At 68.8% G+C, this 21,416-nt stretch carries 31 protein-coding genes; 5 read left to right on the top strand and 26 right to left on the bottom strand.

Annotated elements, in window-relative coordinates; genetic code table 11:
* The first annotated feature begins 110 nt into the window (after window positions 1–110).
* The 4 genes from KGA66_RS15845 to KGA66_RS15830 are packed head-to-tail and all read left to right on the top strand — an operon-like array spanning window position 111 to window position 3,737.
* Window positions 111–1,049 (top strand): ABC transporter ATP-binding protein, encoded by a 939-nt coding sequence (locus KGA66_RS15845; RefSeq protein WP_312886933.1) that lies wholly within the window; start codon window positions 111–113, stop codon window positions 1,047–1,049.
* Entirely contained in the window at window positions 1,046–2,059 is a 1,014-nt protein-coding gene (locus tag KGA66_RS15840; protein ID WP_211468890.1) for an ABC transporter permease, read from the top strand. Before KGA66_RS15845 ends, KGA66_RS15840 begins: the two co-directional genes overlap by 4 nt.
* Window positions 2,056–3,015: an ABC transporter ATP-binding protein gene (locus KGA66_RS15835; protein WP_211468889.1), complete on the top strand. Its 960-nt coding sequence runs from the start codon at window positions 2,056–2,058 to the stop codon at window positions 3,013–3,015. Before KGA66_RS15840 ends, KGA66_RS15835 begins: the two co-directional genes overlap by 4 nt.
* Window positions 3,016–3,017: 2 nt before the next feature.
* Window positions 3,018–3,737, top strand: coding sequence for an ABC transporter permease (locus KGA66_RS15830; RefSeq protein ID WP_211468888.1), 720 nt, complete (start codon window positions 3,018–3,020; stop codon window positions 3,735–3,737).
* Between the two features lie 30 nt (window positions 3,738–3,767).
* Here KGA66_RS15830 and KGA66_RS15825 read toward each other — a convergent pair whose 3' ends face one another.
* Window positions 3,768–4,235, bottom strand: a complete 468-nt coding sequence (locus tag KGA66_RS15825) for an iron chaperone (protein ID WP_211468887.1) — start codon at window positions 4,233–4,235, stop codon at window positions 3,768–3,770.
* A gap of 279 nt (window positions 4,236–4,514) precedes the next feature.
* Between KGA66_RS15825 and KGA66_RS15820 the strand changes: the two genes are divergently transcribed.
* On the top strand, window positions 4,515–5,360 hold the full coding sequence (locus KGA66_RS15820) for a class I SAM-dependent methyltransferase (RefSeq protein ID WP_211468886.1): 846 nt from the start codon (window positions 4,515–4,517) through the stop codon (window positions 5,358–5,360).
* A gap of 9 nt (window positions 5,361–5,369) precedes the next feature.
* On the opposite strand, the gene glmM is transcribed toward KGA66_RS15820, so the two are convergent.
* The 25 genes from glmM to rplN form a co-directional block, all read right to left on the bottom strand.
* A complete protein-coding gene (gene glmM / locus KGA66_RS15815) occupies window positions 5,370–6,719 on the bottom strand; it encodes a phosphoglucosamine mutase (protein ID WP_211468885.1) in 1,350 nt (449 codons plus the stop codon).
* A gap of 123 nt (window positions 6,720–6,842) precedes the next feature.
* Window positions 6,843–7,337 (bottom strand): 30S ribosomal protein S9, encoded by a 495-nt coding sequence (rpsI, locus tag KGA66_RS15810; protein ID WP_438822047.1) that lies wholly within the window; start codon window positions 7,335–7,337, stop codon window positions 6,843–6,845.
* 56 nt (window positions 7,338–7,393) lie between these two features.
* A complete protein-coding gene (gene rplM, locus KGA66_RS15805; protein ID WP_211468884.1) occupies window positions 7,394–7,837 on the bottom strand; it encodes a 50S ribosomal protein L13 in 444 nt (147 codons plus the stop codon).
* 216 nt (window positions 7,838–8,053) lie between these two features.
* A complete protein-coding gene (gene truA / locus KGA66_RS15800) occupies window positions 8,054–8,878 on the bottom strand; it encodes a tRNA pseudouridine(38-40) synthase TruA (protein WP_211468883.1) in 825 nt (274 codons plus the stop codon).
* A gap of 83 nt (window positions 8,879–8,961) precedes the next feature.
* Window positions 8,962–9,537 carry a 50S ribosomal protein L17 gene (gene rplQ, locus KGA66_RS15795; protein ID WP_211468882.1) on the bottom strand — a complete coding sequence of 192 codons (576 nt, stop codon included), beginning with the start codon at window positions 9,535–9,537 and terminating at the stop codon, window positions 8,962–8,964.
* 148 nt (window positions 9,538–9,685) lie between these two features.
* Window positions 9,686–10,708 carry a DNA-directed RNA polymerase subunit alpha gene (locus KGA66_RS15790; RefSeq protein ID WP_211468881.1) on the bottom strand — a complete coding sequence of 341 codons (1,023 nt, stop codon included), beginning with the start codon at window positions 10,706–10,708 and terminating at the stop codon, window positions 9,686–9,688.
* A 138-nt stretch (window positions 10,709–10,846) separates the two neighbouring features.
* A complete protein-coding gene (gene rpsD, locus KGA66_RS15785; RefSeq protein ID WP_211468880.1) occupies window positions 10,847–11,473 on the bottom strand; it encodes a 30S ribosomal protein S4 in 627 nt (208 codons plus the stop codon).
* A 20-nt stretch (window positions 11,474–11,493) separates the two neighbouring features.
* Window positions 11,494–11,907: a 30S ribosomal protein S11 gene (rpsK, locus tag KGA66_RS15780; RefSeq protein ID WP_211468879.1), complete on the bottom strand. Its 414-nt coding sequence runs from the start codon at window positions 11,905–11,907 to the stop codon at window positions 11,494–11,496.
* Window positions 11,908–11,979: 72 nt separating this feature from the next.
* Entirely contained in the window at window positions 11,980–12,360 is a 381-nt protein-coding gene (gene rpsM / locus KGA66_RS15775) for a 30S ribosomal protein S13 (RefSeq protein ID WP_211468878.1), read from the bottom strand.
* A 251-nt stretch (window positions 12,361–12,611) separates the two neighbouring features.
* A complete protein-coding gene (gene rpmJ, locus KGA66_RS15770; protein WP_015883600.1) occupies window positions 12,612–12,725 on the bottom strand; it encodes a 50S ribosomal protein L36 in 114 nt (37 codons plus the stop codon).
* Window positions 12,726–12,766: 41 nt separating this feature from the next.
* Window positions 12,767–12,988, bottom strand: a complete 222-nt coding sequence (infA, locus tag KGA66_RS15765; protein ID WP_211468877.1) for a translation initiation factor IF-1 — start codon at window positions 12,986–12,988, stop codon at window positions 12,767–12,769.
* 132 nt (window positions 12,989–13,120) lie between these two features.
* The gene (locus tag KGA66_RS15760; RefSeq protein ID WP_211468876.1) at window positions 13,121–13,699 is read right to left on the bottom strand and encodes a DUF1707 SHOCT-like domain-containing protein; all 579 of its coding nucleotides are present in this window, start codon (window positions 13,697–13,699) and stop codon (window positions 13,121–13,123) included.
* Window positions 13,700–13,803: 104 nt separating this feature from the next.
* Window positions 13,804–14,619 carry a type I methionyl aminopeptidase gene (map, locus tag KGA66_RS15755; RefSeq protein WP_211468875.1) on the bottom strand — a complete coding sequence of 272 codons (816 nt, stop codon included), beginning with the start codon at window positions 14,617–14,619 and terminating at the stop codon, window positions 13,804–13,806.
* A 23-nt stretch (window positions 14,620–14,642) separates the two neighbouring features.
* Entirely contained in the window at window positions 14,643–15,293 is a 651-nt protein-coding gene (locus tag KGA66_RS15750) for an adenylate kinase (protein ID WP_211468874.1), read from the bottom strand.
* Window positions 15,294–16,622, bottom strand: a complete 1,329-nt coding sequence (gene secY / locus KGA66_RS15745) for a preprotein translocase subunit SecY (RefSeq protein WP_211468873.1) — start codon at window positions 16,620–16,622, stop codon at window positions 15,294–15,296.
* A 196-nt stretch (window positions 16,623–16,818) separates the two neighbouring features.
* Window positions 16,819–17,301: a 50S ribosomal protein L15 gene (gene rplO, locus KGA66_RS15740; protein WP_211468872.1), complete on the bottom strand. Its 483-nt coding sequence runs from the start codon at window positions 17,299–17,301 to the stop codon at window positions 16,819–16,821.
* Window positions 17,301–17,486, bottom strand: coding sequence for a 50S ribosomal protein L30 (gene rpmD / locus KGA66_RS15735; protein ID WP_211468871.1), 186 nt, complete (start codon window positions 17,484–17,486; stop codon window positions 17,301–17,303). Before rpmD ends, rplO begins: the two co-directional genes overlap by 1 nt.
* Before the next feature lies 1 nt (window position 17,487).
* Window positions 17,488–18,117 carry a 30S ribosomal protein S5 gene (gene rpsE, locus KGA66_RS15730; protein WP_211468870.1) on the bottom strand — a complete coding sequence of 210 codons (630 nt, stop codon included), beginning with the start codon at window positions 18,115–18,117 and terminating at the stop codon, window positions 17,488–17,490.
* A 55-nt stretch (window positions 18,118–18,172) separates the two neighbouring features.
* Window positions 18,173–18,556, bottom strand: a complete 384-nt coding sequence (rplR, locus tag KGA66_RS15725; RefSeq protein WP_211468869.1) for a 50S ribosomal protein L18 — start codon at window positions 18,554–18,556, stop codon at window positions 18,173–18,175.
* A 2-nt stretch (window positions 18,557–18,558) separates the two neighbouring features.
* The gene (gene rplF, locus KGA66_RS15720) at window positions 18,559–19,098 is read right to left on the bottom strand and encodes a 50S ribosomal protein L6 (protein ID WP_211468868.1); all 540 of its coding nucleotides are present in this window, start codon (window positions 19,096–19,098) and stop codon (window positions 18,559–18,561) included.
* Between the two features lie 21 nt (window positions 19,099–19,119).
* Entirely contained in the window at window positions 19,120–19,518 is a 399-nt protein-coding gene (rpsH, locus tag KGA66_RS15715; RefSeq protein ID WP_211468867.1) for a 30S ribosomal protein S8, read from the bottom strand.
* A gap of 361 nt (window positions 19,519–19,879) precedes the next feature.
* Complete coding sequence (locus KGA66_RS15710; protein ID WP_211468866.1) at window positions 19,880–20,065, bottom strand: type Z 30S ribosomal protein S14; 186 nt, start codon at window positions 20,063–20,065, stop codon at window positions 19,880–19,882.
* 2 nt (window positions 20,066–20,067) lie between these two features.
* On the bottom strand, window positions 20,068–20,643 hold the full coding sequence (gene rplE, locus KGA66_RS15705; protein WP_211468865.1) for a 50S ribosomal protein L5: 576 nt from the start codon (window positions 20,641–20,643) through the stop codon (window positions 20,068–20,070).
* A complete protein-coding gene (gene rplX / locus KGA66_RS15700) occupies window positions 20,643–21,002 on the bottom strand; it encodes a 50S ribosomal protein L24 (RefSeq protein ID WP_211468892.1) in 360 nt (119 codons plus the stop codon). Before rplX ends, rplE begins: the two co-directional genes overlap by 1 nt.
* Before the next feature lie 14 nt (window positions 21,003–21,016).
* Window positions 21,017–21,385: a 50S ribosomal protein L14 gene (gene rplN / locus KGA66_RS15695; protein ID WP_034266103.1), complete on the bottom strand. Its 369-nt coding sequence runs from the start codon at window positions 21,383–21,385 to the stop codon at window positions 21,017–21,019.
* Window positions 21,386–21,416: the final 31 nt, after the last annotated feature.

The following is a 21,416-nucleotide window of genomic DNA, read 5'->3' as shown; positions in this document are numbered from 1 at the left end:
CCCCAAGCCCACCCTTAGCCCGACTCAGGGGCCGTCATCCCTGAGACGGACACGAAGAACCAGCCCGGGAATTGACGCCGCACGGCGCCCCGGCGCACTACGGTGTCCGCGTGTCAGTCATCGAGACGCAAGACCTCGGCAAACGCTACCCGGGCGGGGTGACCGCGCTCGCCGGGCTCACCGTGTCCGTCGAACCCGGGATCACCGGCCTGGTGGGCGCGAACGGCGCCGGCAAGTCCACCTTGATCAAGATCCTGCTCGGCCTGCTGCCGCCGAGCGACGGCACCGCGCGCGTGCTGGGTCACGACACCCGCACCGACGGTGAGCTGATCCGGGCCCGGGTCGGCTACATGCCCGAACACGACTGCCTGCCCCCGGACGTGAGCGCCACCGAGTTCGTCACCCACCTGGGCCGGATGACCGGGCTGCCCGCCACCGCCGCGAAGGAACAGGCCGCCGAGGCGCTGCGGCACGTCGGGCTGCACGAGGAGCGCTACCGGCAGATCGGCACCTTCTCCACCGGCATGAAGCAGCGCGTCAAGCTGGCGCAGGCCCTGGTCGGCGACCCGGGCCTGCTGCTGCTCGACGAACCCACCAACGGCCTGGACCCGGCCGGGCGGGACGCGATGCTGGCGCTGATCCACCGGATCGGCACCGAGTTCGGCATCGCGGTCGTGGTGGCCTCGCACCTGCTCAGCGAGATCGAGCGGATCTGCGACCAGTTGATCGCGATCGAGGGCGGCCGGCTGCTGCGCGCCGCGACGCTCTCCTCCATGACGCAGAACGTGCCCTGGCTGGCCGTCGAGGTGGAGGAGGGCGCCGACCGCCTGGCCGCGCACCTGGGCGCGCACGGCCTGACCGTCCACCCGGAGAACCGGGCGCTGCTCATCCCGGTCGCCGACGACGGCGTGTTCGACCTGGTCCGGGACGCGGTCGCCGACCTGGGCCTGCCGCTCAACCGGATGGAACAACGCCGCCACCACGTCGAGGAACTCTTCTCCGCCCGCCAGCCGACCGATCTCGCCCACGTAGCGGAGCCGCAGCCGTGACCACCACCGACAGTGTCATCCACGACATCGGCTACAAGCCGTACACCGGCCCGCGGCTGGGCCGCGCCCACATCCTGCGCTCGCTCTTCTGGTTCAGCCTGCGTTCGGCGTTCGGTTTCGGCCGCGGCGCCCGGGCCCGGATCATCCCGCTGGCCTGTTTCACCGCGATGCTGCTGCCGGCCGCGATCTCGATCTACAAGGTGGCGTCGGTCGGCGGCGATCCGGTGCTGACCTACGCGCACTACGCCGACAGCATGTCGCTGTTCCTGATCGTCTTCGTGGCCGTGGCCGCGCCGGAACTGGTCTCCCGCGACCTGCGGCACCACACACTCCCGCTGTACTTCTCCCGGCCGCTGCGCCGCGGCGACTACCCGCTGGCGAAACTGCTCGCCCTGGCCTGCGCGATCCTGCTGTTCGAGGCGCTGCCGCTGCTGGTGATGTACCTGGGCATCATCGCGTCGAGCACCAGCGGATCAGGGGTCTGGAATCAGACCAGGGCGCTGGTGCCGGGTCTGCTGGTCGCGCTGGCCTACGGGCTCGCCTTCGCGCCGCTGGCCCTGCTGATCGGCTCGATGACGGGGCGCCGCGCGATCGTGACCGGGGCCATCGCGATCCTGTTCCTCGCCACGAGCGCGGTCTCGCACGTGCTCGAGTCGGCGGGCACCCATCTCACCCCGGCCGCCGGCATCGAACAGGCACAACCGGTACCGCCGCGCGGAATTGCGGACGGGTCGCAGCCGGGAATCACGATCGGGTCGCAGCCGGGAAATCCGGACGAGCCGCCGCCGTTCCGCCTCACCAGGACCTACGACTCGGTCGCCCGCTACGGTGGCCTCGCCGACCCGCTGCGCCTGGTCGAGGGCACCCGGGTCTGGGCGCTCAACGCGACCGACGGCCAGATGCCCGACCCGGGGAACGCCGGAGCGCTGTACGCCTTCGAACTCATCGTCCTGACCGGCCTGACCACGGGCGGCCTGTTCCTGCGCTACCGGAAGGTCGGCGTCGCATGACAACCACATCCACCTCGGCGACGACCACCGCGGCCGCGGCCGCCGCGTCCCTGATCGAACTGCGCAACGCCACCCGCTGGTACGGCAACGTGGTCGCGGTCAACGACATCAGCATGACCCTCGGTCCCGGCGTGACCGGTCTGCTCGGGCCCAACGGCGCCGGGAAGTCGACGCTGCTGCACATGATGTCCGGGTTCCTCGAACCGTCCCGCGGCACAGTCACGATCGGCGGCGCCGCACCGTGGCGCAATGTCGAGGTCTTCCGCACCGTGGGCCTGGTGCCGGAACGCGACTCGGTGTACGCGTTCCTCACCGCGCGGGAGTTCGTCACCGCCTCCGCGAAGCTGCACAAGCTGCCGAATCCGCGGGCCGCGGCCGAACGAGCCCTGGACATGGTCGAACTCGCCGAGGCGGCCGACCGCCCGATCGAGACCTACTCCAAGGGCATGCGCCAACGCGCGAAGGTCGCGGCGGCGCTCGTGCACGACCCGCGAGTGCTCCTGCTCGACGAGCCGTTCAACGGGATGGACCCGCGCCAGCGGCTGCACATGATGGACCTGCTGAGCGGTCTGGGACAGGCCGGCCGCGTCATCCTGTTCTCCTCGCACATCCTCGAAGAGGTCGAGAGGCTGGCCGACACCGTTCAGGTCGTCGTCGCCGGACGCTTGGCTGCGTCGGGCGACTACCGCAGCATCAGGCGGCTGATGACCAACCGGCCGCACGTGTTCCTGGTACGCACGACCGACGACCGGGCGCTCGCTCGTGCACTTATCGGCACCCAGGCGGTCCAGGGCGTCAGCCTGACGCCGGGCGGCGTGGAAGTGCACGCGAGCGACCATGGTTCCTTCACCCGGCAACTGGCCGCGGTGAGCCGCGACGCGGGGGTGGGCCTGCGGGAGGTCATCCCCGCGGACGAATCCCTTGAATCAGTCTTCGCATACCTTGTGGGAGCGTAACGATGTTCAATCCCACCATCGCCGGAATCACGCTGCGCGCGCTGCTCGGCCGCAAGCGGGTCTTCCTGCTCGCGCTGCCCGCCGCGGTGCTGCTCATCATCACCCTGGCGCTCAAGGCGGACCACGCCGCGTCGACCAGCTGGCCCGCCGAGGTGCTCGGCCGCGTCGGTTTCAGTGCCCTGCTCCCGCTCACCGCCCTGATCATCGGCACGTCCGTGCTCGGCGCGGAGATCGACGACAGCTCGATCCTGCACCTGCTGGCGACGCCCGTGCGCCGCGAGTCGATCGTGCTGACGAAGGCGGTCGTCGCGGCCGGCGTGACGATGCTTTTCGCGGCGGTCCCGGAGTTCGTCGCCGCGCTCATCGCCAGCGGGCGGGCCGGGGCCTTCGCGTTCGGCCTGGGACTGGGCGCGGTCCTCGGCTCGATCGTGTACACCGCGGTCTTCGTGCTGATCTCGACGGTGACGCGGCACCCGGTCGCGTTCGCGCTGGCGTACGTGGCGGTCTGGGAGGGCGTGGTCACGAACCTGGTGTCCGGCGCCAAGTACCTGTCCGCGGAGCAGTACTCGCTGGCTCTGGCGAATTCGGTGGCGAAGGACGACGCGCTCGACGCGCACCTGACCGTCGGCACGGCGCTGGTCCTGGCCGCGATCGCGACCGTCGCGACCCTCGCCGCCGCGGGCAACCGGCTGCGTTCCTTCACCCTCACCGGCGACGCGTGATCACCGGTGAGTCCGCTCAGGGCGTCCGGATCAGCTCACCGCCCGCGTCAGCAGCGCGCCGATCCGGGCCTCGTCGGCCGCGGTCAGCTCCGTCAGGGCGAAGGCGGTCGGCCACATGGTGCCCTCGTCGAGCCTCGCCGCGTCGTTGAAGCCGAGCGTCGAGTACCTGGTCTTGAACTTCTGTGAGGTCTGGAAGAAACAGACGATCTTGCCGTCTTTCGCGTAAGCGGGCATCCCGTACCAGAGCCTCGGCGTCAGCTGTGGCGCGTGGACCTTGACGAGGGCGTGAATCCGATCGGCCATCGAGCGGTCCGGTTCCACCATCTCGGCGATCTTCGCGAGTACGTCGCTCTCCCCGTCGGCCTTGGTGGCGCGAGGACCGCGGCGCGCCGCGGACTTCAGCTCCCGGGCGTGCTCCTTCATCGCGGCCCGTTCCTCGTCCGAGAAGCCCTCGAACGTCTGCCCGGCCGCGTCCGCGGACTTCTTGGTGGCGCTCATCGCGGGTTTCCTCTCTGCGAACCTCCAGGTTGATGTCCTCATGCTAGAGACCACCGCTCGAGGCGGCTTCTCGAAAACGAACCGATCGCGGCCGGGAGCCCGCGCGCCGTACGCGCCGCGCGCCCGCCCCGCCAACGCGGCCAACTCGGCCAACTCGGCCAAAGGGGCCCCGGCGCGCAGCGGTTATGGCACAGTTCTTAGCAGCGCACGCCAGGCCGCCGGGCGCCCGCGAGGGGATCAGGCCGAAGGGGGAGAAACCACCGTGAACGAGGAACCGGCGTGAGCGTGCTGCGGCGCACCGTCCGGACACTGCGCGCCGCCGGCGGCGCGGTGTCGCAGCCGCCGTTCGTGCCGAACGGCCACTTCTACTCGCCGGTCAACGGGCCGGCCGACGTGGCACGAGGGCTCTCGACGATCACCGAACTGCCAGGCGTCGATCTGCGTGAGCCCGCGCAGCTTGAGCTGTTCGGCACGCTGCTGCCGCTGTTCGAAGAGGCGCCCTACCGGCGGTACCGCGCCGGCGCGGGCTCTGGGAACAGCATGTACGAAGCCGCCGACGCACTGGTCTACCGTGCGTTCGTCCGCCACCTCAAGCCGCGCCGCGTGATCGAGGTGGGCGCCGGGTTCTCCACCGCGATGCTGCTGGACACCGCCGACCAGTACCTGCCCGCACTCGAAGTGACGTGCATAGAGCCGTACCCGGACCGGCTCAACTCGCTGCTGCTCGCCGAGGACAAGGTGAAGCTCATCGCCGCCCCGGTGCAGGACGTGCCGGTCGAGGTCTTCACGCAACTGGAGCCGGGCGACGTGCTGTTCATCGACTCCACGCACGTCGCCAAGGCGGGCTCCGACGTCCTCTGGCTCTTCCTGCACGTGCTGCCGCGGCTCGCGCCGGGTGTCGTCGTACACGTACACGACATCTTCTGGCCGTTCGAGTATCCGGCGCAGTGGCTGCGGGAGGGCCGCAGCTGGAACGAGGACTACCTCGTGCACGCCTTCCTGTGCCACAACCAGGCATGGCGGATCGAGCTGTTCAGCTCCTGGCTGTGGCACCGGCACTCTGAAGCGGTGCCGCAACTGTTGCGCGGTCAGGAACCCGGCGCGTTGTGGCTGCGCCGGGTGTGAGCCGAGAACTCAGGCCGAGGACAACTCGTCGCGCACCACGCCCGCGAGCCGGTGCGCGATCGCCTCGGCCAGATCGTGCGACTGCGCCTCGACCATGACCCGCACCAGCGACTCGGTGCCCGAGGGCCGCAGCAGCACGCGCCCGGCGGCGCCGAGCTCCGTCTCCGCCGCACGCACCGCCTCGCTGATCAGCGGCGCGGAGTGCACCCGGGACTTGTCCACGCCCTTGACGTTCACCAGCACCTGCGGCAGCCGGCGCATCACCGCGGCCAGCTCGCCGAGCGGCTTGCCGCTCTCCGCGACCCGGGCCAGCAGGTGCAGCCCGGTCAGCACGCCGTCACCGGTGTTCGCGTGCTCGAGCAGGATCACGTGCCCCGACTGCTCGCCGCCGATCGACAGGCCGTCGGCGCGCATCGCCTCAAGCACGTAACGGTCGCCGACCGCCGTCTCGACCACGTGCACGCCCTCGCGCTCCATCGCTATCTTGAAACCGAGGTTCGCCATCACGGTCGCCGCGACGGTGTCCTTCGCCAGCCTGCCGTGCTCGCGCAGGGTCAGCGCGAGGATCGCGATGATCTGATCACCGTCGACGACCTCGCCGTCGGCGTCCACGGCCAGGCACCGGTCCGCGTCGCCGTCGTGTGCGATGCCAGCGTCCGCGCCGTGTTCGAGCACTGCGGAACGCAGCAGGTCCAGGTACGTGCTGCCGCAGCCCTCGTTGATGTTCAGGCCGTCCGGCCGCACGCCGATCTCCACCACCTCGGCGCCGAGCCTGCGCAGCGCCTCGGGCGAGACGCGGAACGCCGCGCCGTTCGCCTCGTCCACGACCACCTTCAGGCCGTCCAGGCGATTGGGCACCGTGCCGACCAGGTAGTCGATGTATCGCTCCGCGCCGTCCGGCAGGTCCGTGATCCGGCCGATCGCGGCGCCGACGGGACGCTCCCACGGCTCGCCGAGCCTGGCCTCGATCGCCTCCTCGACCTCGTCGGCCAGCTTCAGGCCGCCGCGGGAGAAGAACTTGATCCCGTTGTCGGGAGCGGGATTGTGACTCGCGGACAGCATCACGCCCAGGTCCACGCCGAGCACCTCGGTCAGGTGGGCGACCGCCGGAGTCGGCAGCACGCCGACCCGCAGCACGTCCACGCCCGCGGACGCCAGACCCGCGGACACCGCCGCCTCAAGGAACTCCCCCGAGGCGCGCGGATCACGGCCGACCACGGCCCGCGGCCGATGCCCGGCGAAGGTGCCCCGTTCGGCAAGGACATGCGCGGCGGCGACCGACAGGTCGAGCGCCAACTGCGCGGTCAGCTCGCGATTGGCGAGTCCGCGCACGCCGTCGGTGCCGAAGAGTCGGGCCATGGTCCGTACCCCCAAGAGATGGACGTGTGGGTCATTTCCGTTGCCGGGCGCGGAAACGAACAACCCCACCGTACGCGAGGAGCGCACGGCGGGGTCGTGGCGGGCCCCGCGCCGGATCGGCGCTTAGCGCTTGCTGTACTGCGGAGCCTTGCGGGCCTTCTTGAGACCGGCCTTCTTGCGCTCCTTGACCCGGGCGTCGCGGGTCAGGAAGCCGGCCTTCTTCAGGGTCGGCCGGTTCGTCTCCAGATCGGCCTCGTTCAGCGCGCGGGCGATGCCCAGGCGCAGCGCCCCGGCCTGGCCGGAGATGCCGCCGCCGTCGATGCGGGCGATCACGTCGTAGCGGCCGTCGAGCTCCAGCACGTGGAAGGGCTCGTTGACCTCCTGCTGGTGCACCTTGTTCGGGAAGTACGAGTCGAGGGAACGACCGTTGATCTTCCACTGCCCGGTGCCGGGCACGATGCGCACCCGGGCCACCGCCTCCTTGCGCCGGCCGGTGCCGGAGGCGGCCACGGCGGCGGGCAGCTGACGGGTCGGCGCGGCGGCCGGCGCGCTCTCGGTGGTGTAGCTCTCGGGGGCGTCGTCCTCGTCGAAGGCTTCGGCCTCGATGTCGGCGGTCAGTTCAGACACAGCCGCGAACTCCTTTGTAGATCGGGAAAGATTGTTAGCGGCAGTGTTTACTGCGCGACCTGGGACAGCTCGAACGGCTCGGGCCTCTGCGCGGCGTGCGGATGCGTGGGACCGCCGTAGACCTTCAGCTTCTTGAGCATCTGGCGGCCCAGGGTGTTCTTCGGCAACATGCCGCGCACGGCCTTCTCGACGGCCTTGCGGGAGTCCTTGTCGATCAGGTCGCCGTACTTGACGGAGCGCAGACCGCCCGGGTAACCGGAGTGCCGGTAGGCCAACTTGTCCTCGCGCTTGTTGCCGGACAGGTAGACCTTGTCGGCGTTGACGATGATGACGAAGTCACCGGTGTCCACGTGCGGCGCGAACTGCGGCTTGTGCTTGCCCCGCAGGAGGATGGCCGTCTGGCTGGCGAGCCGACCGAGGACGACGTCAGCGGCGTCGATGACGTACCACTTCTGCTCGACCTCGCCGGGCTTGGGGGTGTACGTGGACACGGGATCGCCTTCACTCGATGATGGAATGCCTGGTCTTGGGATCCGTAGGCACGCACCGGGACGCCTACGGCATCAGGCACCGTGCCCTCCCGGTTTCTTCGCCTGACGCCGTCGAAAACGACCGCCGAAGTCCGGGCGCGCGCCGCGAGAAAGCGGCGAAACGCGGAACACAAACGCAAGTAGGCTACTTGACGCCATACGCGCCGGTCAAAACGATCAGCACAGCGTGCGCATGCGGCGGGCCTCGAGCGCGCGGGCCGCCAGTTGCGAGTCCGCGGGATACCGCACCTCTTCGAGCGACAAGCCGTTCGGGGGCACGACATTGACTCCCGGATGGCGGCAGAGGCTGCCGAGCACCTCGGCCGGGAACTCGGCCGGGCGCCGCCCGTCGCCCACCATGAGCAAGGCCGCCACCAGGGCGCGCACCATCGAGTGGCAGAAGGCGTCCGCCTCCACCGTGGCCTCGACCTCGTCCGGCCGCATGCGCTCCCAGCGCAGCCGCAACAGACGTCTGATGGTCGTCGCGCCCTCGCGCTTCTTGCAGTACGCCGCGAAATCGTGCTCGCCGAGCATCAGCGCGGCGGCGGCGTTCATCGCCTCCACATCCAGTTCATGCGCATGCCAGAGCACGAATCGACGACGCACCGGCTCGACGCCGTACCGCGAGTCCCCGACGCGGTACACGTAACGGCGTGACAGTGCGGCGAAGCGCGCATCGAAGTCTGCGGGAGCCTCAGCCGCGTTCCATACCCGCACATCCATCGGCAGCTTGCCCGCGAGGCGGTACAGCAGCTTGTCCGAGTGCACCTTCCACGTCCCGGTGGGCAGATCGACATGCGCGACCTGGCCTGAGGCGTGCACACCCGCGTCAGTGCGGCCCGCGACGGTCAGCTGCGCGGGTTCGGGCAGGCGCAGGACAGCGGTAAGGGCCTCCTCAAGCACGCCCTGGACCGTGCGCACGCCGGAACGCTGCCTCGCCCAGCCGGCGAACTCGGTGCCGTCGTAGGACAGGTCGAGACGCACCCGCGTCAGGCCCGTCATCGCACCTCCAGGCCGGGAAACGCCGAGCGGGCGAGAGTGGAGTTCTCCCGCCCGCTCGTCTGACACCGTGTCACTTGTCCGGACTACTCGGTCTCGGACGTCTCCGCGTCGGTCTGCTCGGCCTCCTGCGCGGAAGCCTCGGCCTCGGTGTCCGTGGTCGCGGCGTCCTCGGCCTCGGCCGGCTCGGCAGCCGGCACGACGCTCTGCCTGGCCTGCGACTCCTTCACCGCGCGCCGCGTCGCCGCGCTCGCCTCGTCCGTCGCCTGCTGCGCGATCGTGCGGGCCTCGACCAGCTCGATCCGGGCCATCGGCGCGTTGTCGCCGCGGCGCGGGCCGAGCTTGATGATCCGGGTGTACCCGCCGGGACGCTCCGCATACGCCGGGCCGATCTCCTCGAACAGCTTGGCGATCACGCCGCCGCCGTCGTAGAACGCCGAGTTGCGGATCTCCAGCGTGGCCATGACCTGGCGCCGGTTGTGCAGGCCGCCCTTGCGGGCCTTGGTGATCAGGGGCTCCACGAACGGGCGCAGCTCACGCGCCTTCGCCTGCGTGGTGGTGATCCCGCCGTGCTCGATCAGCGACTTGGCCAGGTTCGCCAGCATGTGCTTCTGGTGCGCTCCGGAACCGCCGAGACGCGGCCCCTTCTTCGGAGTGGGCATACTTCCTCGTTCTCCTTGTTGTTCCTGCGCCGGCCGACTGCGTCCGCCGCGCCGCGCCTTCCGGGCGGCGTGGGACCGTGGTACCGACGCAGTCCCGGGGCCCGTCTGATCGGGCCCCGGACGCGTGTGGTCCTAGGACCGGGACAGCTCAGTACTGCTCGGTCTCGGCGTAGCCCAGGTCGTCTTCCTCGCCGCCGTAGGCCTCGGCCAGGGCCAGCGAGGGGTCGAATCCGGGCGGGGAGTCCTTCAGGGCCAGGCCCATGGTGTGCAGCTTGGCCTTGACCTCGTCGATGGACTTGGCGCCGAAGTTGCGGATGTCCAGCAGGTCCGCCTCGGAGCGCGCGACCAGTTCGCCCACGGTGTGGATGCCCTCGCGCTTGAGGCAGTTGTAGGAGCGGACGGTCAGCTCCAGCTCCTCGATCGGCAGCGCCAGGTCGGCGGCCAGCGCGGCGTCCGTCGGGGACGGGCCCATGTCGATGCCCTCGGCCTCGACGTTGAGCTCACGGGCCAGGCCGAACAGCTCGACCAGGGTCTTGCCGGCCGAGGCCACCGCGTCGCGCGGGCGCAGGCACGGCTTGGTCTCGACGTCGACGACCAGCTTGTCGAAGTCGGTGCGCTGCTCGACTCGGGTGGCCTGCACCTCGTACTTGACGATCAGCACCGGGGAGTAGATCGAGTCGACCGGGATGCGGCCGATCTCCTGGCCGGCCTGCTTGTTCTGCACCGCGGAGACGTAGCCGCGGCCGCGCTCGACCGTCAGCTCCATCTCCAGCTTGCCCTTGCCGTTGAGGGTGGCCAGGACCAGCTCGGGATTGTGCACCTCGACACCGGCCGGCGGGGCGATGTCCGCGGCGGTCACGATGCCGGGGCCCTGCTTGCGCAGGTACATGACGACCGGTTCGTCGTGCTCGGAGGAGACGACCAGGCCCTTGATGTTCAGGATCAGGTCGGTGACGTCCTCCTTGACGCCCGGGATGGTCTGGAACTCGTGCAGCACCCCGTCGATGCGGATGCTGGTGACGGCCGCGCCCGGAATCGAGGAGAGCAGGGTGCGGCGCAGGGAGTTGCCGAGGGTGTAACCGAAGCCCGGCTCCAGCGGTTCGATGGTGAACCGGGAGCGGAACTCGTCGACGACTTCCTCGGTCAGCGTGGGACGCTGAGCGATGAGCAAGGGAACCTCCGTGATAGTGGGCGCCCACTATTTGACGCCCTCCATGCACGCCCCTACGGACGTGCCGTGGGGTGCCGTCCCAGGATAACCCGGGATCGGCACCCCGTATCGGCTCGGCTCTGCCGTAACCGCGCGCGGTTACTTGGAGTAGAGCTCGACGATCAGCTGCTCCTGGACCTGCGTGTCGATCACCTGACGCACCGGCAGCGAGTGGACCAGGATGCGCATGCGGGACGGGACGACCTCGAGCCAGGCCGGGACGGTGCGATCGCCGGCCTCGGCGCGCGCCACCACGAACGGGGTCAGCTCGAGCGAGTCCTTGCGGACCTCGACGATGTCGCTCTCCTTGACCCGCATCGACGGGATGTCCGCCTTGTGGCCGTTGAGCAGGATGTGGCCGTGCCGCACCAGCTGGCGGGCGTGGTCGCGGGACTTGGCGAAGCCGGCCCGGTAGACCACGTTGTCCAGCCGGGACTCGAGGATGCGCAGCAGGTTCTCGCCGGTCTTGCCCTGCTTGCGGTTCGCCTCCTCGTAGTAGCCGCGGAACTGCTTCTCCAGGACGCCGTAGATGCGAGCGCACTTCTGCTTCTCGCGCATCTGCAGCAGGTATTCGCTGTCCTTCGTCCGGCCGCGGCCGTGCTCACCCGGCGGGTAGGGACGGATCTCGATGGGGCACTTGGCCGACTCGCACTTGGCGCCCTTGAGGAAGAGCTTGGTCTTCTCGCGGCGGCACCGCTTGCAGTCGGGTCCGATGTAACGGGCCATTTCCTTCTATCTCCTGGGTCTCAGACGCGGCGGCGCTTCGGCGGACGGCAGCCGTTGTGCGGGGACGGGGTCACATCGTTGATGGACCCGACCTCCAGGCCGGTCTGCTGCAGCGAGCGGATCGCGGTCTCGCGGCCGGAGCCCGGACCCTTGACGAACACGTCGACCTTGCGCATGCCGTGCTCCATGGCGCGGCGGGCGGCGGCCTCGGCGGTCATCTGCGCGGCGAAGGGCGTCGACTTGCGCGAGCCCTTGAAGCCGACCTGGCCCGAACTGGCCCAGGAGATCACGTTGCCCTGCGGGTCCGTGATCGAGACGATCGTGTTGTTGAACGTGCTCTTGATGTGCGCGTGCCCGTGGGCGACGTTCTTCTTCTCCTTGCGGCGCACCTTGGATTTGGCGGCGCCCGCGGCCTGACGGCTCTTGGGAGGCATCTAGCAGTACTCCAAGTGAGGTGATCGGTCCACCGTGTCGTGATCCAACACAGTCGGCGGGACCGCGGCGGACTACTTCTTGCCCGGCTTCTTCTTGCCGGCGATCGCGCGGCGCGGGCCCTTGCGGGTGCGCGCGTTGGTGTGCGTACGCTGGCCGCGCACCGGCAGGCCGCGGCGGTGGCGCAGCCCCTGGTAGCAGCCGATCTCCATCTTGCGGCGGATGTCGGCGGCGACCTCGCGGCGAAGGTCGCCCTCGGTCTTGTAGTTGCCGTCGATCCAGTCGCGCAGCTTGACCAGGTCGTCTTCGGTCAGGTCCTTCACCCGGACGTCCGGGGAGACACCGGCCCCGACGCAGGTCGCCTGCGCGCGGGTACGGCCGATGCCGTAGATGTAAGTCAGGGCGATCTCCAACCGCTTCTCGCGGGGGAGATCGACTCCGACGAGGCGTGCCATCTCGGCAGGCTCCTTACAGTTTCAGTAGCGGAGGTCTGGCGCGGCACCGGTCCTGGGAAGGCCCCAAGGTCCCCGGCCTCCGTGCCGGGGGTGGCGTCCGGTTTCCGGTTCCGCACGCGTGGGTACGTTTCCGGTCGCCGGGGTCGGGATGCCGCGCTCTTACGGGTGCTGGACGTCAATCGCAGACGACGAGCAAGCGCGTGGAGATTCGGCCAGGGTCCTGCCAGATGCACACACGCACCGGGGCTGATTCAGCCCTGGCGCTGCTTGTGCCGCAGGTTCTCGCAGATCACCATGACCCGCCCGTGACGGCGGATCACCTTGCACTTGTCGCAGATCGGCTTGACGCTCGGCTTGACCTTCATGTCAGGTCCCTTCGAGCGATCGAGATCGCGGATGATATGGGTTACTTGTAGCGGTACACGATCCGGCCGCGGGTCAGGTCGTACGGGCTGAGCTCGACGACGACCCGGTCGTCCGGGAGGATCCGGATGTAGTGCATCCGCATCTTCCCGCTGATGTGCGCGAGAACCTTGTGCCCGTTCTGCAGCTCAACCCGGAACATGGCGTTGGGCAGAGACTCGACGACGGTGCCCTCGATCTCGATGGCCCCTTCTTTCTTGGGCATGTCCTCGCTTCTTCAGTAGACGACTTAGTACGGCGGTCGCAGGACCGACGAGCCAGTTTACGCCGCGCGCAGTTCAAAACACCAATCGGCGGATGACTGCCCCGAGCCCGAGTGCCGAGATGGTCGAGGCACTCAGCGACGGGTCAGGTCGCGGCGCAGCACGAGTGTCTTGACCGCCCGCGCTGCGGTGAGGACGCCGATGATCCCGATCGGCCAGATCGGCCAGAAGTCGCTGAAACCGCCGCCGGTGATCCCGGTCATGAACCAGATGCCGACGAGCAGTACGGACAGGAACGCCCAGCCGGCGAAGCCCGCCACGATCGGCACGTTGGCCCGGCGCACCAGCCGCGCCTGGTGGCGCTGCGCGCGCATCCGTTCCCGCTGCACCTTCCAGTCCACCGCCGCGCCGACGAGCGCGTTGACGATGTCGTTGGGTGCTCCGGGCGCACTCGCGACGGGCGGCGCGAACGGCGGCCTGCGCTCGTTCCCGGGGAGCCCGGCCGAGCGCGCGCCCAGGTCCACCGGCAGGTCCCGGGTCAGCTGGGCCAACTCACCGTAGGTCTTGGCCGCGTAGGCCGCGGTCATCCGCTGCTCGAATTCGTCCATGGTGAGCCGACCGTCGGCCGTGTGCTTCCTGAGCTGCTCCACGATCCGTTCGCGGTCGGCGTCTGACGCCCGGAGGTTAGGATCCGGCACCCCACCTTGCGACATATCGCGAGTGTAGCGCGCCGTCGAGCGGGAGGCGACCCGCGCCGACGGGCCGAACGCGAGCCGCCCGGCGATCAGGGATCGGCGACCGGGCGCCGGCCCGGTGATCAGGGATGCGCGGGCACGCCGAGCGCGGCCAGCCGTTCCTTGCCCCCGTCGAAGGCCGTGGTCACCCACAGGCCCTGCGCGGTGAGCGCGACCGTGTGCTCGAAATGCGCGGCGCTCGATCCGTCCCTGGTCACCACGGTCCAGCCGTCGTCGAGTTCCACGGTCTGCTTGTGGCCGAGCGTCAGCATCGGCTCGATCGCCAACGCCATGCCGACCTGCATCCGCGGACCGCGATCCATGGTGCGGTGGTTGAAGACCAGCGGGTCCATGTGCATCTGCGAGCCGATGCCATGCCCGCCGTAGCCCTCGACGATGCCGTACAAGCCCTGCTTGCGCACGTAGGACTGGATCGCACGGCCGATGTTGTTGAGCCGGTCGCCGTCCTTGATCGCGGCGATGCCCTGCCACATCGACTCCTCGGTGACGCGCATCAACTCGGCCAGCGCCGGGTCGATCCCGCCGCAGGCCACCGTGATCGCCGCGTCACCGTGCCAGCCCTGGTAGATCGCGCCGCAGTCGATCGAGACGATGTCGCCGTCACGCACCACCTGGTCGCCGGGGATGCCGTGCACGATCTCGTGATTGATCGAGGCGCAGATCACCCCGGGGAACGCCGGCGCGCCGTGCCCGCCACCGTAGCCCTTGAACGAGGGTACGGCGCCCTGCGAGCGGATCGAGTCCTCGGCCAGCGCGTCCAGCCGCGCCGTCGTGACCCCGTCCTTGACCTCGCCGCGCAGCAGTTCCAGCGTGCGGGCGACCACCAGCCCGGCCTCACGCATCAGCGCGAACTGTTCTTCGGTCTTCAGCTCAACCATGGGTGCGATTTTCGGTACGCGGCTCAACGGTCACTGAGGACGGCCAGCGCCCGCTCGGTGATCTGGTCCAGGGCGCCCATGGCGTCGATGCTGGCGAGCAGGCCACGCTCCGCGTAGAAGCCGACGATCGGCGCCGTCTCCCGGACGTACACGTCCAGCCGCTCGCGGACCGTCTCCTCTTTGTCGTCGTCGCGCTGGTACAACTCGCCGCCGCACACGTCACACACGCCCGGCACGCTCGGCGGGTTGAAGTCCGTGTGGAAGATGTGCGTCGAGTCGTTGCGGCACAGCCGGCGCCCGGCGATCCGCTTGACCACCTCGTCGTTGTCCACGACGAGTTCCAGCACCACGTCCAGCTTCGCGCCCAGCGCGATCAGGATCGCCTCAAGCTCCTCGGCCTGCGCCACGTTGCGCGGGAAGCCGTCGAGCAGGAAGCCGCCGGTGACGTCCGGCTCGGCCAGGCGGTTGCGCACCATGCTGATCGTGATGGAGTCCGGGACCAGCGCACCGCGGTCCATGTAGCCCTTGGCCTCCAGGCCCAGCGGCGTGCCTGCCCCGACGTTGGCGCGGAAGATGTCCCCGGTCGAGATCGCCGGGATGGCCAGCCGCCCGGCGATGATCTTGGCCTGGGTCCCCTTTCCCGCACCTGGGGGACCGACCAGCACGATACGCATCTAGCGCAGGAACCCTTCGTAGTTGTGCTGCTGCAACTGGCTCTCGATCTGCTTGACCGTCTCCAGGCCGACGCCCACGATGATCAGAATCGAGGTACCGCCGAAGGGGAACTTGCCGCCTGTGTGGAACTCGGCCAGTGCGATCATCGGGATGATCGAGATCAGCGCCAGGTAGAGGGCACCGGGCCAGGTGATCCGGCTCAGGATGTAGTTCAGGTATTCGGCGGTCGGCTTGCCCGCGCGGATGCCCGGGATGAAGCCGCCGTACTTCTTCATATTGTCCGCAACCTCGTCCGGGTTAAACGTGATCGCGACGTAGAAGAAGGCGAAGAACAGGATCAGCAGGAAGTAGGCCACCGAGTAGTACAGCGAGTAGCCGTTGTTCGTCATTCCCAGCTCGTTGCGCAGCCACACCGACCAGTGGTGCTTGCCGTTGGGGTCGGCGAACTGCGCGACCAGCACCGGCAGTTGCAGCAGCGACGAGGCGAAGATGACCGGGATGACGCCGGCCTGGTTCACCTTGATCGGGATGTAGGTCGAGGAGCCGCCGTACATGCGCCGGCCGACCTGCTTCTTGGCGTACTGCACCGGGATGCGCCGCTGGCCCTGCTCGATGAACACCACGAAGCCGACCAGCACCATGCCCATCGCGATGATGCCGAGGAAGACCACCCAGCCGCCGCCGAGCTTGGAAGTCTCCTTGATGCCCCACAGCGAGCCCGGGAAGCCCGAGGCGATCGAGGTGAAGATCAGCAGGGACATGCCGTTGCCGACGCCGCGGTCAGTGATCAGCTCGCCGAGCCACATGATGATCGAGGTGCCGGACACCATCACGGCGACCATGATCACCATGGCCTTGGTGTCCACGTTCGGGTAGATGATCTGCTGCGTGCAGCCGTTGATCAGGTTCTGCGGGCCGTACTTCGCGGTCGCGATCAGACCGGTCGACTGGAGGATCGCCAGGCCGATGGTCAGGTACCGCGTGTACTGGGTGATCTTCGCCTGGCCGGCCTGCCCCTCCTTCTTGAGGGTGTCCAGCCGCGGGATCACCACGGTCAGCAGCTGCAGGATGATCGACGCGGTGATGTACGGCATGATGCCGAGCGCGAACACTGAAAGTTGCAGCAGCGCGCCACCGGAGAACAGGTTGATCAGGCCCAGGCCGCTGCTCGACCCGGCGCCGGAGACACAGGAACGGATCGTGGCGCTGTCCACGCCCGGAACGGGGATGTGCGACCCCATTCGGAACAGGAACATGACTCCGAGCGTGAAGAGCAGCTTGTTGCGCAGGTCCGGCGTGCGGAAGGCCCGGGCAAAGGCAGTGAGCACAGTTCCTCCTGCGCTACCCCGCCGGGCCGTGCGGCGCCCGACGGTTCGTGTGACGGTTGGGTCTGTTCAGAGACAAGACTGAACAGCCGGGCAACGCTCGGCTCGCGCCATCTTACGCAAAGAGGGCGCGGCAAAGCGATACTCGGGAGGCTCGAAGGCCCGCCTCCGGCATACGGAGACGGGCCTTCGAACGCTGCTACAGCTCCTCGACGGAGCCTCCGGCGGCGGTGATCTTCTCCTTGGCGGAGGCCGAGTAGGCGTCCACCTTGACGTTCAGCGCCACCGAGATATCCCCGGTGCCGAGCACCTTGACCAGTTCGTTCTTGCGCACCGCGCCCTTGGCGACCAGGTCGTCCTTGGTGACCTCCCCGCCCTGCGGGTACAGCTCGGCGAGCTTGGCCAGGTTGACCACCTGGTACTCGACGCGGAACCGGTTCTTGAAGCCCTTGAGCTTCGGCAGCCGCATGTGCAGCGGCATCTGGCCGCCCTCGAAGCGGTCGGGAACCTGGTAACGCGCCTTGGTGCCCTTGGTACCGCGGCCCGCGGTCTTACCCTTCGAGCCCTCACCGCGGCCGACCCGGGTCTTGGCGGTCTTGGCGCCCGGGGCGGGCCGCAGGTGGTGGACCTTGAGCACGTGCTTCGACGGGCGCGCGCCCGTGGACTGCTTCTCTTCGGACATCAGTCCTCGACCTCCTCAACCACGACGAGGTGGCGGACGGTGTGGACCATGCCGCGGATCTCCGGGCGGTCCTCCTTGATCACCGAGTGGTTGATCCGCTTGAGGCCGAGCGACCGCAGCGTCTCGCGGTGGTTCTGCTTCGTGCCGATCTTCGAGCGGACCTGCGTGACCTTCAGCTTCGCCATGTCACGACCCCACTCCCGCGCGGGCGCGCAGCAGCGCGGCCGGAGCCACGTCCTCCAGCGGCAGGCCCCGGCGGGCGGCGATCTCCTCGGGCCGCACCAGGCCCTTGAGCGCGGCCACCGTGGCGTGCACGATGTTGATCGGGTTGTCCGAGCCGAGCGACTTGGACAGCACGTCGTGCACGCCGGCGCATTCGAGCACCGCGCGAACCGGGCCGCCGGCGATGACGCCGGTACCGGCCGATGCGGGCTTGAGCAGCACCACGCCGGCCGCGTCCTCGCCGATGATCGGGTGCGGAACGGTGCCCTGGATCCGCGGCACCTTGAAGAAGTGCTTCTTGGCCTCCTCGACGCCCTTGGCGATCGCCGCGGGCACCTCCTTGGCCTTGCCGTAGCCCACACCGACCGTGCCGTCGCCGTCTCCGACGACGACCAGGGCGGTGAAGCTGAACCGCCGGCCGCCCTTGACGACCTTGGCGACCCGGTTGATGGTCACGACCCGCTCGACGTACGCGGTCTTCTCGGCTGCGGGCGCGGCATCCTGGTTGCGACGGTCGCGGCGTTCCCGACGCTCGCCACCCTCGCCACCGCGGCCGCCACCGGCGCCGCCTCCGCGACGCTGCTGGGGAGGCATCAGGAATCCCTCATTTCACTGCACTGTGTCGATTCACTGCTCTGGGTGTGGTACATCAGAACTCCAGCCCCGCCTCGCGGGCGCCGTCGGCGACCGCGGCGATCCGCCCGTGGTACTTGTAGCCGGCCCGGTCGAAGACGACCGTGGAGACGCCGGCCGCCTTGGCCCGCTCCCCCACCAGCTTGCCGACCTCACGGGACAGGTCCGACTTGGTGCCGTCGGCGGTGCGCAGCGAGCTCTCCAGGGTGGAGGCGGACGCGAGCGTGTGGCCGAGCTTGTCGTTGACGACCTGCGCCACGATGTGCCGGTTGGACCGGGTCACGACCAGACGCGGACGCTCCGCGGTGCCGTTGACCCGCTTGCGCACGCGCAGGTGGCGGCGCTTGCGCGCCACGGCCTTCTTCGCGTCGCCCTTGGCGATCTTCACGCTGTACGGCATGGCTACTTACCGGCCTTTCCGACCTTGCGGCGGATGACCTCGCCCTGGTACCGCACGCCCTTGGCCTTGTACGGATCCGGCTTGCGCAGCTTGCGAATGTTCGCCGCGACTTCGCCGACCTTCTGCTTGTCGATGCCCGAGACCACGAAGCGGGTCGGGGCCTCCACCCGGAAGCTGATGCCCTCCGGGGCGGTGATCGTGATCGGGTGCGAGTAGCCGAGCGCGAACTCCAGGTCCGAGCCCTTGGCCTGCACGCGGTAGCCGACTCCGGAGATCTCCAGGGTCTTGGAGTATCCCGCGGTCACTCCGACGATCATGTTGTTGACGAGCGTACGGGTCAGGCCGTGCCGCTCCTTGGCTGCGCGCTCGTCGTTGGGACGGGTCACCTGCAGGGTGCCGTCCTGTGCCTTCTCGACCTCGATCGGGGCGACGATGGTGTGGCTCAGGGTGCCCTTGGGGCCCTTCACCGTGATCTCGCGCCCGCTGATGCTGACCTCAACGCCGGCCGGAACCGGGATGGGCAGCCGTCCGATACGTGACATGGCTGTTGCCTCCCTTCCGGATTACCAGACGTAGGCGAGGACTTCCCCGCCCACGCCCTTCTTGGCGGCCTGACGGTCCGTGAGCAGACCGGAGGACGAGGAGATGATGGCGATACCCAGGCCGCCGAGCACCCTCGGCAGGCCGGTGGACTTCGCGTAGACACGCAGACCAGGCTTGGAAATGCGCTTGATGCCGGCGATCGACCGCTCGCGGTTCGGGCCGTACTTCAGCGTGATGATCAGGTTCTTGCCGACCTGCAGCTCCTCGGCCTTGTAGGAGGCGATGTAGCCCTCCTGCTGGAGGATCTCGGCGATCCGGGCCTTGAGCTTGGAGTACGGCATGGAGACCGTGTCGTGGTACGCCGCGTTGCCGTTGCGCAGACGGGTGAGCATGTCTGCGATCGGGTCGGTCATGGTCATAGGTGGGCCTTCGGCCTTCCCACCGCGGTTTCCGCCTCAGGCGCGTCGCCGGGCACGCGGCGCTGAAAACACAGCGACCAGGTGCCTTGGATTCGCCGAGGGGACCTACGGCGTCGTAGTGACAGTGCAAGGCGCCTGGTTGGGGTAACCAGCAGTCGGCCTTTCCCCGGCGCCGGTCAGGGCGGGGGGAGTACCGACGGACTCGCTTTCGCTAGAGCGCCCATCGTGGCGAGGCGCCGACCGGTGTGACTGACACACTTACGGCCGGCGCCGCGCCCACGTCTTTCGTTCCATGGTAACCGGTCGGGACGGATGGTCCCGACCAGTCACCAGGCTCGTCTTCGCGGGTTGACTCGCCGCTCTACCAGCTGGACTTGGTCACGCCGGGCAGTTCGCCGGCGTGCGCCATGGTCCGCAGGCAGATGCGGCAGAGCCCGAACTTGCGGTAGACCGAGTGCGGGCGGCCGCACTTCTGGCACCGGGTGTAGCCGCGCACCTTGAACTTCGGCTTGCGGTTGGCCTTGTTGATCAGAGCGGTCTTCGCCATGATCACGCCTCCTTGAAGGGGAAGCCGAGCAGCTTGAGCAGCGCGCGGCCCTCGTCGTCGGTCTTGGCTGTGGTGACCACGGTGATGTCCATGCCGCGGACCCGGTCGATGCGGTCCTGGTCGATCTCGTGGAACATCGACTGCTCGTTCAGGCCGAACGTGTAGTTCCCGTTCCCGTCGAACTGCTTCGGCGACAGGCCGCGGAAGTCGCGGATACGGGGCAGCGCGATGGACACCAGCCGGTCCAGGAACTCCCACATCCGGTCGCCGCGCAGGGTCACGTGCGTGCCGATCGGCTGGCCCTCGCGCAGCTTGAACTGCGCGATGGACTTGCGGGCCTTGGTGATCGCCGGCTTCTGACCGGTGATCGCGGTCAGGTCGCGCACCGCGCCCTCGATCAGCTTGGAGTCGCGGGCGGCGTCGCCGACGCCCATGTTCACGACCACCTTGGTGACGCCGGGCACCTGCATGATGTTCGCGTAGCCGAACTGCTTGCGCAGCTCGCCGATGATCTCGGCGCGGTAGCGCTCCTTGAGCCGGGGCGCGACCTTGGCAGACGTCTCGTCGACAGCGGTCATCAGATGTCCTCACCGGTCTTCTTCGAGTACCGAACGGACCGCGTGACCGTCTTCGTGGTGCCGTCGGGCAGGCGGCGCTCCTGCTGCGTGCGCCGGTAGCCGACCCGGGTGACGACCTTCTTGCCCTCGTGCTCCACGACCAGCATCACGTTGCTGACGTGGATCGGCGCCTCGACGGTCACGATGCCGCCGGTCTTGGCGCCGCGGGCGGTCTGGCCGACCTTCTCGTGCTTCTTGACCCGGTTGACACCCTCGACGATGACCTTCTGGGTCTCCGGGAAGGCCTGCACGACCTTGCCCTGAAGACCCTTGTCCTTGCCGGTGATGACCTGGACCAGGTCGCCCTTGTGGATGTTCATCTTGTGCGCCATGGCTACAGCACCTCCGGGGCCAACGAGATGATGCGCATGTACCGCTTGTCACGCAGCTCGCGGCCCACCGGGCCGAAGATGCGGGTGCCGCGCGGGTCGCCGCCGTCCTTGATCAGGACGGCCGCGTTCTCGTCGAAACGGATGTACGAGCCGTCCGGCCGGCGGCGCTCCTTGACGGTGCGCACGACGACCGCCTTGACGACGTCGCCCTTCTTCACGCCGGCGCCGGGCAGCGCGTCCTTGACCGTGGCGACGATGACGTCGCCGATCCCGGCATAGCGGCGGCTGGATCCACCGAGAACCCGAATGCAGAGGATTTCCTTAGCACCGGTGTTGTCGGCGACCCGCAGCCGCGATTCCTGCTGAATCACGTTCTACTCCTGAATGAGATCTGCCTCCCCG

The sequence above is a fragment of the Actinocrinis puniceicyclus genome, from assembly GCF_018283645.1.
Lineage (GTDB): Bacteria > Actinomycetota > Actinomycetes > Streptomycetales > Catenulisporaceae > Actinocrinis > Actinocrinis puniceicyclus.
The sequence above is the reverse complement of the archived record's forward strand: the minus strand, read 5'-3'. Positions and strand labels throughout refer to the sequence as shown.